The 15,676-nt window shown below is 69.2% G+C and carries 15 protein-coding genes and 2 riboswitches; of the genes, 5 read left to right on the top strand and 10 right to left on the bottom strand.

All coding sequences use genetic code 11. From position 1 onward, the window contains the following. Nucleotides 1-8 precede the first annotated feature (8 nt). The 4 genes from M6E97_RS07820 to M6E97_RS07805 are packed head-to-tail and all read right to left on the bottom strand — an operon-like array spanning nucleotide 9 to nucleotide 3,478. A complete protein-coding gene (locus M6E97_RS07820) occupies nucleotides 9-722 on the bottom strand; it encodes an ABC transporter permease (protein ID WP_003091035.1) in 714 nt (237 codons plus the stop codon). Continuing rightward, on the bottom strand, nucleotides 719-1,408 hold the full coding sequence (locus tag M6E97_RS07815) for an ABC transporter permease (RefSeq protein WP_003091034.1): 690 nt from the start codon (nucleotides 1,406-1,408) through the stop codon (nucleotides 719-721). The genes M6E97_RS07820 and M6E97_RS07815 overlap by 4 nt, the downstream gene beginning before the upstream one ends. A 55-nt stretch (nucleotides 1,409-1,463) precedes the next feature. Then, nucleotides 1,464-2,249 (bottom strand): ABC transporter substrate-binding protein, encoded by a 786-nt coding sequence (locus M6E97_RS07810; protein WP_003124439.1) that lies wholly within the window; start codon nucleotides 2,247-2,249, stop codon nucleotides 1,464-1,466. A 59-nt stretch (nucleotides 2,250-2,308) separates the two neighbouring features. Further along, on the bottom strand, nucleotides 2,309-3,478 hold the full coding sequence (locus M6E97_RS07805; RefSeq protein WP_003114014.1) for a M20 aminoacylase family protein: 1,170 nt from the start codon (nucleotides 3,476-3,478) through the stop codon (nucleotides 2,309-2,311). A gap of 100 nt (nucleotides 3,479-3,578) precedes the next feature. Between M6E97_RS07805 and M6E97_RS07800 the strand changes: the two genes are divergently transcribed. Further along, on the top strand, nucleotides 3,579-4,568 hold the full coding sequence (locus M6E97_RS07800) for a LysR family transcriptional regulator (protein WP_003130750.1): 990 nt from the start codon (nucleotides 3,579-3,581) through the stop codon (nucleotides 4,566-4,568). Between the two features lie 84 nt (nucleotides 4,569-4,652). Continuing rightward, nucleotides 4,653-6,290 (top strand): methyl-accepting chemotaxis protein, encoded by a 1,638-nt coding sequence (locus M6E97_RS07795; protein WP_174217641.1) that lies wholly within the window; start codon nucleotides 4,653-4,655, stop codon nucleotides 6,288-6,290. A gap of 11 nt (nucleotides 6,291-6,301) precedes the next feature. Here M6E97_RS07795 and M6E97_RS07790 read toward each other — a convergent pair whose 3' ends face one another. Beyond that, nucleotides 6,302-6,559 carry a hypothetical protein gene (locus tag M6E97_RS07790; RefSeq protein ID WP_023091599.1) on the bottom strand — a complete coding sequence of 86 codons (258 nt, stop codon included), beginning with the start codon at nucleotides 6,557-6,559 and terminating at the stop codon, nucleotides 6,302-6,304. Between the two features lie 53 nt (nucleotides 6,560-6,612). Further along, nucleotides 6,613-7,386: an SDR family oxidoreductase gene (locus M6E97_RS07785; protein ID WP_003091027.1), complete on the bottom strand. Its 774-nt coding sequence runs from the start codon at nucleotides 7,384-7,386 to the stop codon at nucleotides 6,613-6,615. A 210-nt stretch (nucleotides 7,387-7,596) separates the two neighbouring features. On the opposite strand from M6E97_RS07785, the gene M6E97_RS07780 reads away from it, so the two are divergent. From M6E97_RS07780 to M6E97_RS07770, 3 genes are all read left to right on the top strand, one after another. After that, nucleotides 7,597-8,433 carry an AraC family transcriptional regulator gene (locus M6E97_RS07780; protein ID WP_003091026.1) on the top strand — a complete coding sequence of 279 codons (837 nt, stop codon included), beginning with the start codon at nucleotides 7,597-7,599 and terminating at the stop codon, nucleotides 8,431-8,433. 50 nt (nucleotides 8,434-8,483) lie between these two features. Continuing rightward, nucleotides 8,484-9,077 (top strand): LysE family translocator, encoded by a 594-nt coding sequence (locus tag M6E97_RS07775; protein WP_014603924.1) that lies wholly within the window; start codon nucleotides 8,484-8,486, stop codon nucleotides 9,075-9,077. Between the two features lie 119 nt (nucleotides 9,078-9,196). Next, a complete protein-coding gene (locus M6E97_RS07770) occupies nucleotides 9,197-10,063 on the top strand; it encodes an MBL fold metallo-hydrolase (protein ID WP_015502691.1) in 867 nt (288 codons plus the stop codon). Here the strand turns inward: M6E97_RS07770 and M6E97_RS07765 are convergent, their stop codons facing one another. Genes M6E97_RS07765 through M6E97_RS07750 form a run of 4 tightly spaced genes read right to left on the bottom strand, consistent with a single transcriptional unit; the run spans nucleotide 10,064 to nucleotide 15,042 of the window. After that, entirely contained in the window at nucleotides 10,064-11,095 is a 1,032-nt protein-coding gene (locus tag M6E97_RS07765) for a FecCD family ABC transporter permease (protein ID WP_003119838.1), read from the bottom strand. After that, nucleotides 11,092-12,063, bottom strand: coding sequence for an ABC transporter substrate-binding protein (locus tag M6E97_RS07760; protein ID WP_003122504.1), 972 nt, complete (start codon nucleotides 12,061-12,063; stop codon nucleotides 11,092-11,094). The genes M6E97_RS07765 and M6E97_RS07760 overlap by 4 nt, the downstream gene beginning before the upstream one ends. Beyond that, nucleotides 12,060-12,833: an ABC transporter ATP-binding protein gene (locus M6E97_RS07755; RefSeq protein ID WP_049310746.1), complete on the bottom strand. Its 774-nt coding sequence runs from the start codon at nucleotides 12,831-12,833 to the stop codon at nucleotides 12,060-12,062. The genes M6E97_RS07760 and M6E97_RS07755 overlap by 4 nt, the downstream gene beginning before the upstream one ends. Before the next feature lie 52 nt (nucleotides 12,834-12,885). Beyond that, nucleotides 12,886-15,042 (bottom strand): TonB-dependent receptor, encoded by a 2,157-nt coding sequence (locus M6E97_RS07750; protein WP_033938010.1) that lies wholly within the window; start codon nucleotides 15,040-15,042, stop codon nucleotides 12,886-12,888. A 98-nt stretch (nucleotides 15,043-15,140) separates the two neighbouring features. Continuing rightward, nucleotides 15,141-15,346, bottom strand: a riboswitch (cobalamin riboswitch). A gap of 156 nt (nucleotides 15,347-15,502) precedes the next feature. Beyond that, nucleotides 15,503-15,669: riboswitch (yybP-ykoY riboswitch) on the top strand. Nucleotides 15,670-15,676 lie beyond the last annotated feature (7 nt).

The following is a 15,676-nucleotide window of genomic DNA, read 5'->3' as shown; positions in this document are numbered from 1 at the left end:
GGGAGAGGTCAGTGGGTTTGCGGTCTGAGGTAGGCCAGCCAGCGCAGCTCGCCGCGGCGGAACAGCCAGATCAGCAGGAAGGCGGTGCCGGCGTAGAGCGCGCCGGCGATGCCGAAGGACAGGAACGGCGCATAGGTGGCGGAATTGACGTCGCGGGCCACCTTGAGCAGGTCCGGCACGGTGGCGGTGAACGCCACCGAGGTGGAATGCAGCATCAGGATCACTTCGTTGCTGAAGTACGGCAGTGCCCGGCGCAGCGCCGAGGGCAGGACGATGCGCCGGTAGAGGGTGAAGCCGCCCATGCCGTAGGCGCGCGCCGCTTCCACTTCGCCGTGGGGCGTGTTCCTGATCGCGCCGGCGAAGATTTCCGTCATGTAGGCGCAGGTGTTGAGGACGAAGGCCAGCACCGTGCAGTTGAAGCCGTCGCGGAAGAACGCGTTGAGAAAGTCCTGGGCGCGTATGGCATTCAGGCTGTAGACGCCGGTGTAGAAGAACAGCAACTGGATGTACAGCGGGGTGCCGCGGAACACGTAGGTGTAGAGCCAGACCGGGTAGCGCAGCAGCGGGTTGCCGCAGGTCCGCGCCACCGCCAGCGGGATGGCCAGCAGGAATCCAAGCGCCACGGCGAGGATCAGCAGCCACAGGGTCATCGCCAGTCCGGTCAGTTGCAGGCCGTCGGTCCACAGGTAGGCCTGCCAGTATTCGTCGAGTACCGCGTTCATGGCAGCGGCCTCCTGACGCCCAGCGAGCTGCGCCGCTCCAGCCACAGCAGCGCGGCGTTGGAGATTGCGGTGATGGCCAGGTAGATCAGCCCGCAGACCAGGGTGAAGTGGAAGAACTGCAGGGTGCCCTTGCCGGCGTCCTGGGTGGCCTTGACCAGGTCGCCGAGACCGATGATCGAGACCAGCGCGGTGGACTTGACCAGCACCTGCCAGTTGTTGCCGATGCCCGGCAGGGCGTAGCGCAGCATCTGCGGCAGGAGTACCCGGCGGAACACTCGCCAGCGCCCCATGCCGTAGGCTTGCGCGGCTTCGACCTGGCCGGCCGGGACCGCCTGGAAGGCGCCGCGGAAGGTTTCCGTGAAGTAGGCGCCATAGATGAACGCCAGGGTGACGCAGCCGGCGGCGAACGGGTCGATGTCGACCTGGCCGATGCCGAGGGCGTCGGTGACGCGGTTGAGGAGGATCTGCAGGCTGAAGAACAGCAACAGCATGATGACCAGGTCGGGGACGCTGCGGATCAGCGTCGTATAGCCGCTGGCCAGGGCGCGCAGCGGGCGGTTGGCGGCGAGCTTGGCGCTGGCGCCGAGGAGGCCGATGAGCACGGCGCCGAGCAGGGAGCCCAGCGCCAGTTTCAGGGTCACCAGGGTGCCGGCGAGTATCTGCGGGCCGAAGCCGTCGAGGAACATTTCACTCTCCATTGCTTGTTGTTGTCGGTCGAGGTGAAAAACGGCCGGACGCCGTTCAGGGCGCGCCGTAGAGGTCGAAATCGAAGTAGCGGGCGTTGATTCGCGCGTAGGTCCCGTTGGCGCGGATCGTCGCCAGCGCCTTGTTCAGGTCCTCGCGCAGCGCCACGTCTTCCTTGCGCAGGCCGATGCCGTCGCCGACCCCGAAGTAGCGGGGGTCGTCCAGCACCGCTCCGGCCAGTTCGAAATCCTTGCCGACCGGCTTGTCGAGGAAGCCGTAGCTGGCCTGCACCGCGCCTTGCAGCGAGGCGTCGAGGCGGCCCATGACGAGGTCGGCGTAGACCTGGTCCTGGTTCTGGTAGGAGACGACCCGCACCCCCTTGGCGGCCCATTCGGCCTTGGCGTAGGCCTCCTGGTTGGAGCCCTGGCCGACCCCCACGCGCTTGCCGCGCAGGCTCTCGGCGTCGGGCAGGAGCGCTGAGCCGCGGCGTACCACCAGGCGGCTCGGCGCGTTGGAGACGCGGTCGGTGAAGGCGATGTGCTGTGCGCGTTTCGGCGTGATGGTCATCGACGAGACGATGGCGTCGATCTTGCGCGACAGCAGCGCCGGGATGATGCCGTCCCAGTTGCTTTCGACCCATTCGCAGCGGGCTCGCAGCTCCGCGCAGAGGGCTTCGCCGATCTCGATGCCGAAGCCTGCCAGGCGGCCGTCCGGCTGCTTGTATTCGAGCGGCGGGTAGGTCGGGTCGACGCCCAGGCGCAGGACCTTGCCGGTCCAGTCGGCGGCGCCGGCCGGTGCGGCGAGGAGGAGGGAGAGGGCGATGCTGCCGAGGGTTCTTGTCATTGTGGTTGTCCTCTGTCGATTCGCGCGCGCCAGGCCGCGCGCCCGTTGAAAACCCTGGCTCAGGCCAGGAAGCGCTCGGCCAGTCGCACCCAGTAGCTGGCGCCGACGGCCAGGCAGTCGTCGTTGAAGTCGTAGCCGGGGTTGTGCAACTGGCAGCCGCTCTCGCCCTGGCCGTTGCCGATCACCAGGTAGCTGCCGGGACAGCGTTCGAGGATGAAGGCGAAATCCTCGCTGGCGGTGAACGGCCGCAGTCCGTCGATCAGGCATTCCTCGCCCAGCCAGTCGCGGGCCACCTCGCGGGCGAACGCGGTCTGCCCGGGATGGTTGACCAGCACCGGATGGCAATGCCGGTAGTCGACCTCCGCCCGCGCGCCGAAGCTGGCGGCCTGGCCGCGGGCCAGTTCGCCGATGCGGCGCTCCAGCAGGGCACGGGTTTCCGCGGTCAGGGCGCGGACGCTGAGGATCATTTCGGCGCTGGCCGGGATCACGTTGGAGACCGTCCCGGCATGGATCGCGCCGACGCTGACGATCGCGGTGTCCTGCGGGTCGACGTTGCGCGAGACGATGCTCTGCAAGGCCAGCACGATGGCGGAGCAGACCACCACCGGGTCGACGGTGCGCTGCGGCACCGCGCCGTGGCCGCCGCTGCCGATCACGCGGATGACCACGGTGTCGGCCGAGGCCATGAAGGGGCCGGGATGGAAACCCAGGTGGCCGACGGGGTATCCCGGGACGTTGTGCATGGCGAAGATGGCGTCGCAGGGGAAGCGCTCCAGCAGCCCGTCGTCGAGCATCGCGCGGGCACCGCCGAGGCCCTCTTCGGCAGGCTGGAAGATCAGTTGCAGGGTGCCGCGCCAGTGCGGCGACTCGACCAGGTGCCTGGCCGCGGCGAGGAGCATCGCGGTGTGGCCGTCGTGGCCGCAGGCGTGCATCACGCCGTCCACCTGGCTGGCGTAGGGCAGGCCGGTGGCTTCCTGGATCGGCAGCGCGTCCATGTCGGCGCGCAGGCCCAGCGCGGGGCCCTCGCCGCGGCACAGGGTGCCGACCACGCCGGTGCGACCCACCCCACGGCTGACCTGGTAGCCCCAGGCCTCCAGGCATTCGGCGACCAGCGCGGCGGTTCGCCGTTCCTCGAAACCCAGCTCCGGGTGGGCATGGATGTGGCGGCGCAAGGTAACCATCTCTTCCCGCAGCGCCGCGATGGCGGGCAGGACGGCAGGCTCGGTCATTCTTCTTGTTCTCCTCAAGGGCTCCGACCGGTGGGCGGCAGGGCGTTGTCGAAGCCGATGGTAGGCAAGCGGGGGACTGGCGGGGAGGCTCGCTTTGGCTATGATGACAACCTTTCGTTGTCACCTCGGTAAGCCCGTGAAACTCCACCAGTTGCAAGCCCTGGTCGCCAGTGCCGACGCCGGCGGCATCCGCGCCGCCGCCCGCGCCCTGGGGATTTCCCAGGCGGCCGTGACCCGCGCGCTGCGCGAACTGGAAACCGAACAGCATCTGCCGCTGTTCGTCCGCACGCCCAGCGGCCTGACCTTCACCGAATACGGCAAGGCGCTGCTGATCCACGCCCGGCTGGTGCTCAAGCAACTGGAGCACGCGCAGGTCGAACTCGACCACCTGCGTGGCCAGGCCAGCGGCCGGCTGTGCATCGGGGTGACGCCTTGGGTGGCGCTGACCTTCCTCTCGGAGGCGGTGCAGGCGTTCCGCGAGCGCATGCCGGAGGTGCGCCTGGAGCTTTTCGAAAGCCTGATGGCGGTGGCCCAGCCATTGCTTCGCGACGGCAGCATGGATTTCGCCATCGGCCCGCTGCACGGCGCCCAGGCGGCCCAGGAATTCGCCTGCGAGAAGCTGCTCGACTACGACACCGCGGTGCTGGTCCGCCAGGGGCATCCGCTGGCGGGTTGCGGCTCGATCCACGAACTGCTGGAACAGGACTGGGCGTTGAACTACACCGGCGACGGCCACGACACCCTGATGCGCGAGCTGTTCTGGCGCCACGGCGCCTTGATCGACGAGCGGCGCATCGTTCGCGCGCACTCCGTGGCGATCCTGCAGACCCTGGTGGAGCAGGCCGACATGTGCACCTGGGTGCCGGCGATCATCGGCGCCGCCCCGCCGTTGCTCGGCCGGGTAGTGCCGCTGGCGCTGCGGGAAACCTTCGAGCCACGGCGGCTGGGCATCATCACCCGGCGCGGCGGCGCCCTCAGCAATCCGGCGCAATGCTTCGTCGAGTGCCTGCTGCAGGTGATCCGCCGCCACGCCCGCTCGGCGAAGAAGGATGACCGGCGCCTGTTCGAAACCCTGCGCCTGCTAGTCTGATTCCTACTGGCACGGACGTACGGTCGCTCAAGATCGGTCGTGCTGCGACCGATAGCCTGGAAAGCCACGAGCGAGGATGCCGGCATGCTGCAATGGTTCGCTAACCTATCGTTCCGCAGGAAAATCGCCCTGCCGATCCTCCTGCTCGCGGTGCTTCTGCTGCTGGTGGGCGCGCTCGGCGTGCATGGCATCGCCCAGCAGAACGAATCCAACCAGCGCCTGGGCAAGCGTTTTCTCCCCGGCATCGCCCTGCTGCTCAACGCCGACCGCGATCTCTACCAGGCCTTCGTCGCCGAGCGCAGCCTGCTCGATAGCCTCCTGAACGCCGAGCAGATCGCCGGCCTGAGGAACGATCACGCGGAAAACCTGCAGCAGGCCCTGGATCGGGTGCGCCAGTACGCGGCGATGCAGCCGGGCGAGGCGGAACTGGCCAAGGTCGCCGAGTTCGAGCGCGGCTATGCCCTCTGGAGCGCGACCTCGGCGCGGGTGCTGAGCCTGGCGGCCAGCGATCCGAGCGCCGCGGCGCAGCTCAGCTACGGTGACAGCGATCGCCAGTTCGGGGCGATGCGCGAGGTGATCAACCAGCTCGACGAGATGGAAGAGGCGGCCGCGGCCGCCGACGGCGAGGCGTCCTCCGCGCTGGGCGAGCGCCACCGCTGGCAGCAGGTGGCGCTGGTGGCGTTCGGCCTGCTGGTGTGCCTGTCGCTGGTACTGGTGTTCCCCGGCCTGGTGACCCGTCCGTTGCAGCGCCTGCTGCAACGCCTGGAAGAGATCGCCAACGGCGATGGTGACCTGCGCGTGCGCCTGGAGGTCACTTCGCGCGACGAACCCGGCCGCCTCGGCAGCGCCTTCAACGCCTTCCTCGACAAGTTGCAGCCGCTGATCCGCGAGGTCGGCCGGGTCACCGGCGAGGTTGCCGATTCCGCCGGTTCGCTGGCCGGCATGACCGCCGCCAACGATCGTCTGATCAACAGCGAGCACGCGTCGGTGGACCAGGTCAGCACCGCCGCGACGCAGATGAGCAGTGCCGTCCAGGAGGTGGCGCGCAACGCCCAGAGCGCCGCGCAGGTGGCCGATGACGCCCGCCGGCAGGCGCGCGAGGGCGCCAACGTGGTGGAAGCGACCATCGAGGTGATCCGCCAGTTGGCGCAGGAAGTGGAGAGCAGTTCCGAGAGCATCCAGCAACTGGCCCAGGAAACCGCCAGCATCGACGCGGTGCTGACGGTGATCAAGGGCATCGCCGAACAGACCAACCTGCTTGCCCTCAACGCCGCCATCGAGGCCGCGCGGGCCGGCGAGCAGGGTCGCGGTTTCGCCGTGGTGGCCGACGAGGTGCGGGCGCTGGCGGCGCGCACCCAGGATTCGACCAAGGACATCCAGGCGCGCATCGAGCGCCTCCAGGCCGGGGTGCAGAACGCCGTGCGGGCCATGCAGTCGGGCAGCCTCAAGGCGCGCGACAGCGTCGAGCGCGCCGCCGGGGTCGACGGCGTGCTGGCCGCCACCGGCGACGCGGTGGGGCGGATCAACGACCTCGCCGCGCAGATCGCCTCGGCCTGCGAGGAGCAGAGCCGGGTGATCGACGAAATCGCCCGCAACATCAGCGAGGTGCGCGAGCTTTCCGCCCAGGCGGCGGAACATTCGGAGCAGGGTACCGGGGCCAGCCGCCGGCTGTCCGAGCTGTCCTCGGAACTGGCGCGGCTGGTCGGGCGTTTCCGCGTCTGAAGCGCCGCCGCCTAGCGCGGCGCCAGCCAGAACGCTACGCCGGCCAGGGCCGCCGGGACCAGGAAGACCAGCAGCAGGATCGGCAGTTCTTCGCGCAAGCCGTAGCCGGCGTGCTGGACGCCGACCCACAGGTTGACCAGCGCGACGGCCAGCCAGGTCGGCAGGAACAGGCCGGCAGCGGGCGCCGGCCCGGCCTCCCAGAGTTCGCCGAAGAGCAGGAACAGGCCGAGCAGGATGATCCCGCCGGCGATTACCAGGGTCACGTGCATGGGGTCTTTCCCGGACAGGTGCCGGTCGCCGTGGCGGCGACCGGGACGCTGGGTCACTTGGTGGTGTAGCCGCCGTTGATGAGGATGGTCTGGCCGGTGATCCACCAGCCTTCGCTGACCAGGTGGCGGATGAACGGCACCACGTCCTCGATGTCGGTCAGGCCGGTCCTGGAGAAGGGCGACAGCGCCGCTGCGGTCTTGTGGTAGGCCACCGCGTCGGCGCCCTCGGCGGGATAGAAGAAGGGCGTGTCCATCGGACCCGGGCCGACCGCGGTGACCGAGATGCCGCGCGCGCCGAATTCCTTGGAGGCGGCGCGGGTGAAGTGCTCCACCGGCGCCTTGGTGCCGGCATAGGCGGCGTAGTACGGGGTATAGGCGCCAAGCAGGGAGGTCACCAGGGTGCAGATCTTGCCGTTGTCGTTGACGTGCTTGCCGGCTTCGCGCAGGAAGAAGAACGCAGACTTGGCATTGACCGCGCTCATCTCGTCGTATTCGGCCTCGCTGATCTCGGTGAAAGGCTTCTTCAACACCTTGCCGACGGTGTTGATGGCAATGTCCGGCTTGCCCACCGCGGCGATGGCGTCGGCGAACAGCTTTTCCATGGCCGCGGCGCTGGTGAGATCGCCCTGCAGCGCTACCGCCTTGGCCCCGGCTGCCTGCAGCGCGGCGACGGTGGCGTCGGCGTCGGCCTTGCTCGCGGCGCTGTTGTAGTGGATGGCGATGGCCTTCGCGCCGTGGGCGGCGAGATCGCGGGCGATCAGCCCACCCAGGTTCTTGGCGCCGCCGGTGACGAGGACGGTCTTGCCTTTGATGGAGTGGTCGACCATGGGGTGTTTCTCCTGCGGTGAGTGGAGAACCCAGTCTAGGGAGGGCGGCCTTGCGGAGTAATCGCGGCGGCCTGGATAGATTGTCCAGAAACGCCGATCAATTCCCGCCTCCGGAGGAGCGCAGCCGGCTGCACGAATCTTCTAGAACCCCGGGACGGGCGCGTTATAGTCGCGACGACGAAACCAACGAGTGGGAAGACCTGACGCACGATGGGCAGCCGAGACTGGATCGACCTGGCCCGCGACGCCGAGACCGGGATCGAGACCCTGCGCGCCCATTTCGAGGGCCACGCCTACGATCCGCATTGGCACGACAGCTACCTGATCGGCTACACCGAGATCGGCGTGCAGCAATTCAACTGCCGCCGACGCCGACACGACAGCACCGCCGGCCAGGTATTCCTGGTCGAGCCGGGGGAGATCCACGACGGCCGCGCGCCGATCGCCGGCGGCTTCACCTACTCGATGCTGTACCTGCAGCCGGACTGGTTGCGGCGCGAACTGCGGGCGACCTTCGACGACGCGCCCAGCGACCGCGATCCCGGCTTCCACGCCAACCTCACCGAAGACCCGCGCCTGACCCTGGCCATCGCCCAGGCCTTCCGCGTCCTGCATGGCCGCGAGCTGCGACTGCTGCGGCAGACCGCCCTGGAGCTGGTGCTGGAGCGGCTGCGCGTGCACCTCGGCTGGCGCGAGGCGAAGCCGTTCGATCCGCGCCTGCCGCTGGTGGCGCAGAAAGCCCGCGACTACCTGCATGCGCACTTCTACCAGGACATCGGCCTGGACGAGCTGGCCAGCGCCTGCGGTACCGACCGCTTCCGCCTGAACCGTGCATTCAAGGCCGCCTACGGCTTGCCACCCTACGCCTACCTGGTCCAGTTGCGGCTGGCCAAGGCGCGGCAGATGCTCGCTGTCGGCGGGCAACCGGCGGACCTCGCCAGCGCCCTCGGCTTCGCCGACCAGAGCCATCTCGGCCGCTGGTTCCGGCGCGCCTACGGGATGACTCCGGCGGCCTACCGCAGGCAGTGCACCCAGCTTCCAGACTGAGGCCCGGTGCGCCGCCAGGATGAAGGCTCCCCCGCCACAGGAGCCCGTCCATGCAATCCCTCGCGCCCTTCCTGCTGTTCGCCGTCGTCGCCTCGATCACCCCCGGACCGACCAACATCCTGGTCCTGAGCAACAGCCAGCGCCACGGCCTGGCCGCCGCCTGGCCGATCGTGCTCGGCGCCTGCGCGGCGGTGGCGGCGCTGATCCTGCTGCTCGGGCTCGGCCTGGGCGAGCTGCTGCGGCGCCACCCGTTGCTCCAGCAGGGGCTCGCCTGGCTTGGCGTCGGCTGGCTCAGCTACCTGGCCTGGAGCCTGTTCCGCAGCGCGGGCGGCATCGACGGCGCGGAGCCGCCGCGGCGCCTCGGCGTGCTCGGCGGCGCGGCGTTGCAACTGGTCAATCCCAAGGCCTGGATGATGGCCCTCGCCGCGCTGGCGCTGTTCGCCGGGGAAGGCGCCGGACAGGCCGGGCGGATCGGCCTGCTGGCGTTGCTGTTCTTCCTGGTTTCGCTGCCGTGCCTGGCCAGCTGGGCCTTGCTCGGCGTCGGCAGCGCGCGGCTGCTGCGCTCGCCGTCGCTGATGAAGCGCTTCAACCAGGGCATGGCGCTGTTGCTGCTGGCCTCGGCCTGGGCCGCCCTGCTGCTTTGAGGCGGTCCGGTAGCTTCCTGACAAACCTGTGGGTTGGTACGCGGGGCCCGGGTTGGCTATGGTGGGACGATCCGTAGCCATGGTGCGGTCGCCGTCAGCACGCCGCGCAAGGAACCTCCATGTTGAAACCCGACATCACTGCCTTCTTCGACCCGGCCACCTCCACCTACAGCTATGTGGTGCGCGACCCGTCCAGCCGCGCCTGCGCCATCGTCGACCCGGTGCTCGACTACGACCCGGCCGCCGGGCGCACCAGCCATGCCAGCGCCGAACGCCTGATCGCCCACGTTCGCCAGCACGACCTGCAGGTGGAATGGCTGCTGGAGACCCACGTGCACGCCGACCACCTGTCGGCGGCCATCTTCCTGCAGCGCGAACTGGGCGGGTGCCTGGCCATCGGCGCGCGAATCACCCAGGTGCAGGCGAAATTCTCCGGCCTGTTCAACCTGGGCGAGGCGTTCCCGGTGGACGGCCGCCAGTTCGAGCACCTGTTCGAGGACGGCGAGTCGTTCCGCATCGGCGCCCTGGAATGCCGCGCGCTGCATACCCCGGGGCATACCCCGGCGTGCATGACCTACCTGGTCGGCGACAGCGCCTTCGTCGGCGATACCCTGTTCATGCCCGACTACGGCACCGCCCGCTGCGATTTCCCCGGCGGCGACGCGCGCCAGCTGTATCGCTCGATCCAGCGCCTGTTCGCGCTACCCGACGCGACCCGCCTGTTCATGTGCCATGACTACACGGCTCCCGGCCGCGACGAGCACCGCTGCGAAACCAGCGTCGGCGAGCAGCGCCGGCACAACGTGCACGTCCGCGAAGGCGTCGACGAGGAGGCGTTCGTCGCCATGCGCCAGCAGCGCGATGCCACCCTCGGCATGCCGTCCCTGATGCTGCCGGCGATCCAGGTCAACATGCGCGGCGGCAACCTGCCGCCGGTGGAAGGCAACGGGGTGCGCTACCTGAAGATCCCGCTGGATCTGTTCTGATCAGCTGCGGCGACGCAGCAGGAGAATGAAGAACAGCCCACCGATGGCCGCGGTGGCGATGCCGATGGGCAGGTCCTGGGGGGCGATCAGGGTGCGCGCGGCGACATCCATCCAGACCAGGAACAGCGCGCCGAGCAGGGCGCACACCGGCAGCAGTCGGCGGTGCTCGGCACCCACCAGCAGGCGCGCGGCGTGCGGCAGCATGAGACCGACGAAGCCGATGGCGCCGCTCACCGAGACCAGCACGCCGGTCAGCAGCGAGCAGCAGACGAAGACCCACAGGCGTACGCGACGGGCGTCCAGGCCGAGGGTCACGGCGGTCTGTTCGCCAGCCATCAGCGCGTTCAGCGCACGGCCCAGCCCGAGCAGTACCAGCAGGCCGCCGGCCACGCACAGCGCCGGCAGCCAGATCAGCGACCAGCGCGCCAGGCCGAGGCCGCCGAGCATCCAGAACAGCACCGAGGAGGCGGCGCGGTGGTCGCCGAGGAACAGCAGCAGGTTGGCCAGCGCCAGGAGCACGAAGGACACCGCGACCCCCGCCAGCAACAGCCGGTCGCTGCCCAGGCGGCCGCCGCGGCTGGCCACGCCGAGCACCAGCAGCATGCTGCCGAGGGCGCCGAGGAAGGCCGCCAGCGGCAGGGTCAGCAGGCCGATCACCTCGCCGATGTAGAGCACCACCAGCACCGCGCCGAGGGTCGCGCCGGAGGTGGCGCCGAGCAGGTGCGGATCGGCCAGCGGATTGCGCGTGACCGCCTGCAGCGCCGCTCCCACCAGCGCCAGGCCGGCGCCGACGCAGGCACCGAGCAGTACCCGTGGGGCGCGGATCAGCCAGACGATGTGCTCCTGGCCGGCGCTCCAGGCACCGGGCTCCGCCGCCACGCCGAACAGGCGCTGGAGGACGATGCGGCCGACCAGGCCGCTGTCCAGTCGCGCCGGACCGAAGCCGAGGGCGACCACGCAGGACAGGCCGAGCAACAGGACCAGGCTGCCCAGCAACAGGCAATAGGCGCGAGGGCTGCGGAACAGGGTCATGGACGTGGCGCCCGAGGGTGGAGGCCGGCGACCAGGGTTTCTATCGCCGCGGCGTTGCCGATGCCTGGCGTGGCCTGGTTATAGGGCAGGACGATGAAGCGTCGCTCGCGGATCGCGGTCAGGCTGCGCAGCGCCGGGTTCTCTTCGAGGAAACGCTGCTTCTGCGCGGCGCTGGTCTCGCCGTAGTCGACGATGACGATGACCTGCGGATCGCGGGCGACCACGCTTTCCCAGTTGACCTGGGTCCAGCTGGCCGCCACGTCGTCGGTCACGCTGCGACCGCCGGCGGCCTCGATCAGCGCCTGCGGCATGCCCAGGCGGCCAGAGGTGAAGGGGCGGTCCTCGCCGCTGTCGTAGAGGAACACCCGCGGCGCCTCGGCGTTCGCCGGGATGCCGGCGCGGGCGCGCTCGATGCGTGCCTGGAGGCTGGCGACCAGGCGCTCGGCGCGCGGTTCGACGTCGAAGATCCGTCCCAGGTTGCGCAGGTCGCGGTACAGCTCGTCGAGGCTGGCGCGGCGCGGCTCGCCGATCTGCGCGCAGGATTCGCTCAGCTCGTAGACCTTCACCCCCAGCGGCTCCAGGCTGGCCGGAGTGAGGTCGCCGCCGACGCGCATGCCGTAGCCCCAACCGGCGAAGAAGAAGTCGGCGTCGACATCGAGCAGGGTTTCCGCCGTGGGGTAGCGCGCCACCAGCTCGGGCAGCGGCTTGAGCGCGGCGATCAATCCGGGATCGGCATTCTTCCACCAGCCGCTGATGCCGGTATAGCCGACCATGCGCGTCTGCAGACCGAGGGCGACCATCATCTCGGTGAGGTTGATGTCGTGGCTGACCGCGCGCGACGGCGCGCGCTCGAACGTCACTTCGCGCTCGCAACTGCGCACGCTGAGCGGGTAGCGCTCGGCCAGCGCGGCATCGGCGCAGGCGAGCAGGGCGCCGAGCAGCAGGTGGTGCAGGAGCGGGTGCTTCATGCTTGGGTAATCCAGGTCAGGCGCGGGTGGTCGGCGAGGGGGTGGCGGTCGACCAGGGCGCGGACGCCGAACACCCGCCACAGCAGGTCGGCGTCGAGCACCTCGGTCGGCGTGCCCTGGGCGACGATGCGCCCGCCGTCGAGCACGTAGAGGCGGTCGCAGAAGGCCGCCGCCAGGTTGAGGTCGTGGAAGCTCGCCAGGGTGCTCAGGCCGAGGCCGCGCAGCAGGCGCAGAAGCTCCAGCTGGTAGCGCGGGTCGAGGTGGTTGGTCGGTTCGTCGAGGATCAGCAGGCGCGGTTCCTGGACCAGCGCGCGAGCCAGCAGGGCGCGCTGCTTCTCGCCACCGGAGAGGCTGGCGAAGGGGCTCGCGGCACGCCCTTCGAGACCGACCTGGAGCAGCGCCTGGCGGACCCGCTGGCGGTCGTCCGCGCCGTGGCCGTCGAACAGGCCCTTGTGCGGCGTGCGGCCCATGGCGACCACGTCCTCGACGGCGAGGCCGAAGTCCTCGGGGAATTCCTGCAACACCACCGCGATGCGCCGGGCGGCCCAGCGCGGCGGCTGGCGCCAGAGGTCGTCGCCGTCGAGCACCACCCGGCCGCGCTGCGGTCGCGCATAGCGGAAGGCGCAGCGCAGCAGGCTGGTCTTGCCGCTGTCGTTGGGGCCGATCAGGCCGACGAAGCTGCCGGCCGGGACTTCCAGGTGCACGCCGCGCAGCAACTCGGTGGAGGCGTCGGGCGACCAGTGCAGGGCATCGAGGTGAAGGGACGACATGGCTACTCGCAGGTCCGGTGGTTCAGCAGAGACGATTGCCGCGGTGCCGGCTTCAGAAACTGAAGTCGGCGGTGACGTTGAACGAGCGCGGCTGGCCCATGATCCATTGCTGGCCGTTGTTGTTGTCAGCCAGGGCGTACTGGCGGTCGAACAGGTTGTACAGCTCAAGGCCGAGGGTCAGGTCCGGCCGTACCCGCCAGCCCAGGTTGGCGTCGACCACCGTGTAGCCGGGCAGGCTGGCCTGGTTGGCGGCGTCGGCGTAGCGCCGGTCGACGTAGCGCAGCCCGGCGCCGACGCGCAGGGTATCGGCGAAGGACTTGTCCAGCCAGAGGTTGGCGGTGCGCCGCGGCACGTTCCTGGGGCGGTTGCCGTTGCGCGAGTAGGTCTGCTTGTCGATCGTTTCGTCGAAGTCGTCGTATTCGGCACGCACCAGCGCGGCGTTCGCCGACAGCCGCCAGTCCTGGGCCAGGTTCAGTTCCAGGCTGGCCTCCAGGCCGTCCGAACTCTGCTGGCCGACCTGCTGCGCGTCGTGCGGCGGCAGCGGGTTGGCGCTGAGCAGCTTCTTCTTGACGATATGGTAGGCGGCCAGGGTCCATTCGCCGCGACCGTCCGGGAACAGCTGTTTGAGGCCGACCTCGGTCTGCTTCGAGTGGGTCAGGTCCATTTGCTGCTGGGCCGCGTTGAGGGTGATCAGGTTGCTCACGCCGTCCTCGCTGGTGGAGTACTGGCCGTACAGCGACAGTTCCGGGGTCAGCGCGAAGACCAGCCCGGCGCGCCAGTTGCCACCCTGCAGGCTGCGGTCGCTGCGGGTGCCGGCGCGCAGGTCGTCGCGGTCGATATGGTTCTGGTCGCGGCGCACCCCGGTCACCAGCGACAGGCGCTCGTTGAGTTGCAGGCGGTTCTCGGCGAACAGGGCGAAGGTGCGGGTCTGGCTGCGCGAGTGCGGCCGGTAGGGCGAGCGGCTTTCGAAGTAGCCGGGCGCGGGGTGCCAGGGGTCGATGTAGTCGCCGCCGACATCGGTATAGGGCGAGTTGTTGGTCAGGCGGAAGCGGATGCGGTTGTACTCGGCGCCGACCAGGGTGCGGCTGTCGAGGCCGAACAGGGCGTGCTGGAAGGCGAAGGTCTGGCGGTCGCCGATCTGCTCCTGCTCGTGGCTGATGCGCAGGTAGTCCCTGCGCAACAGCTCTTCGCGCGGGACGTCCCATTCGTAGGTTTCGGCGTTGCGCCAGTGACGGCGGGCCTTGATGTAGTACAGCTGGTTGCTCGCGGTGACGCTGTCGGAAAGGCTCCAGTCGCTGGTCAGGCGGGTCCACTGGTCGTTGTAGCGCTGCACGTCGTTGCGCACGTTGTAGTTCTTCTCGCGCAGGCGCTTGTGGTACTTGCCGCCGACCAGCGGGGTGCCGAAGTCGTTCATCGGCTCCTGGTCGCCATAGTCGTGGGCGAGGGTGAAGGCCAGATCGTCGCTGGCCTGCCAGCGCAGCGCCGCGCTGATGCCCAGGTTGCGCGAGTCGCCACGGTCGATCCAGCCGTGGCTCTGCTGCTGGTTCAGGTTGAGCCGGTAGCTGAGGCTGTCGGTCAGCGAGCCGCCGCTGTCCAGGGCCAACTGGCGGTTGTCGTAGGAGCCGTAGCCGAGGCGCAGGTGGTTGCGGATCTCGCCGGCGAAAGGCTTCTTCGGCACCACGTTGATCACCGCGCCGGTGGCGCCTTCGCCGTACAGCACCGAGGCCGGGCCGCGGATCACGTCGATGCGCTCGACCATCCACGGATCGCTGGGGAAGTTCACCGTGCCCATGCCGGTGTACAGGCGCGTGCCGTCGAACAGTTGCATCACCGATGCGTGGCCGCTGAAGCCGCGCGCCGAGAGGCCGGTACCGCCATCTCCTGGGGTGCCGATGAAGCTGATGCCGGGGCTGCGGGTGACGGCGGCCTGGACGCTGGGGTTGTTGCGCCGGCGAACTTCCTCGCCGCTGATGCTGCTGGTGCTCGCCGGGGTGTCCAGGGCGCTGAGGCCCAGGCGCGAACCGGCACTGACCGGAGTGGCGAGGTCGATGTGGTCGAGTTCGGCGGGGTCCTGGCGAACGCTGACCAACTGGCTGGGCAGGGCGAGGGCGGCTTCCTCGGTTTCGGCGAGGGCGGGCGGTACCAGCAGCAGGCTGGTGGATAGGCCGAGGGCGAAAGGCTCGGTGCGCAAACGGCTGAAGCGGGGCATGGGCGTTCCATCTCATGACCGGGCAGGACGGAACGCGCAGGAAATCGCAGGCGCGACAGCGCCTCGAACAACCGGCTCGCTCCCGCCCACCGCGGGTGTGCCAACAGGGCGTTGCAGGCCGGTCTCCGGGCTTGCGAGGGTCGTGAAATCCTCGCCTTCCCATGCCGGAGCACAGTGGCCTGAAGAGGATTTCGCTCGCTTACCGTTGCGGGGGCAGCGCCGGACTGATCACCGAAGTGACGCACCGGCTTCCCGTTTCACCTCCTGCGCGGCGGCAGGAGGCACCTGGAACGGGCCGGATGGGAACATCCGCACCGTTTCCAGTCAAGCCTTGAACGATCTGGATTGAATAAAATGTTATACTATAACAATTCACCTGTGCAGTCTTTCTTCGCCGGACCCACGCCCCGGCGCAGCTTCCCGGGTCATCACATTTTCTTCACGCCGGCCTGCTATGCTGCCGGCCTTCCTTGGGGAGTAGCCTGCCGTCACCCGTTGACGGCGCGCTGGTCAACATTCTTGGCAACCCGCCATGGCCAGCGCATCCATCCGGATTGGTGAGACCAACGACATTCCTGCGCCGAAGCCGGGCCGCGGGGTCATGTCGTTGACTCATGCCCGGCTGGAGTATCCG

The organism is Pseudomonas sp. B111, from assembly GCF_026428275.1.
In the GTDB taxonomy this organism is placed as follows: Bacteria; Pseudomonadota; Gammaproteobacteria; order Pseudomonadales; family Pseudomonadaceae; genus Pseudomonas; species Pseudomonas aeruginosa.
This window is presented reverse-complemented; position numbering and strand designations above follow the sequence as displayed.

Coding starts and splice junctions, on each gene's coding strand:
- M6E97_RS07820 (WP_003091035.1), bottom strand. CDS start 722: ATGAACGCGGTACTCGACGAATACTGGCAGGCCTACCTGTGGACCGAC.
- M6E97_RS07815 (WP_003091034.1), bottom strand. CDS start 1,408: ATGTTCCTCGACGGCTTCGGCCCGCAGATACTCGCCGGCACCCTGGTG.
- M6E97_RS07810 (WP_003124439.1), bottom strand. CDS start 2,249: ATGACAAGAACCCTCGGCAGCATCGCCCTCTCCCTCCTCCTCGCCGCA.
- M6E97_RS07805 (WP_003114014.1), bottom strand. CDS start 3,478: ATGACCGAGCCTGCCGTCCTGCCCGCCATCGCGGCGCTGCGGGAAGAG.
- M6E97_RS07800 (WP_003130750.1), top strand. CDS start 3,579: ATGATGACAACCTTTCGTTGTCACCTCGGTAAGCCCGTGAAACTCCAC.
- M6E97_RS07795 (WP_174217641.1), top strand. CDS start 4,653: ATGCTGCAATGGTTCGCTAACCTATCGTTCCGCAGGAAAATCGCCCTG.
- M6E97_RS07790 (WP_023091599.1), bottom strand. CDS start 6,559: ATGCACGTGACCCTGGTAATCGCCGGCGGGATCATCCTGCTCGGCCTG.
- M6E97_RS07785 (WP_003091027.1), bottom strand. CDS start 7,386: ATGGTCGACCACTCCATCAAAGGCAAGACCGTCCTCGTCACCGGCGGC.
- M6E97_RS07780 (WP_003091026.1), top strand. CDS start 7,597: ATGGGCAGCCGAGACTGGATCGACCTGGCCCGCGACGCCGAGACCGGG.
- M6E97_RS07775 (WP_014603924.1), top strand. CDS start 8,484: ATGCAATCCCTCGCGCCCTTCCTGCTGTTCGCCGTCGTCGCCTCGATC.
- M6E97_RS07770 (WP_015502691.1), top strand. CDS start 9,197: ATGTTGAAACCCGACATCACTGCCTTCTTCGACCCGGCCACCTCCACC.
- M6E97_RS07765 (WP_003119838.1), bottom strand. CDS start 11,095: ATGACCCTGTTCCGCAGCCCTCGCGCCTATTGCCTGTTGCTGGGCAGC.
- M6E97_RS07760 (WP_003122504.1), bottom strand. CDS start 12,063: ATGAAGCACCCGCTCCTGCACCACCTGCTGCTCGGCGCCCTGCTCGCC.
- M6E97_RS07755 (WP_049310746.1), bottom strand. CDS start 12,833: ATGTCGTCCCTTCACCTCGATGCCCTGCACTGGTCGCCCGACGCCTCC.
- M6E97_RS07750 (WP_033938010.1), bottom strand. CDS start 15,042: ATGCCCCGCTTCAGCCGTTTGCGCACCGAGCCTTTCGCCCTCGGCCTA.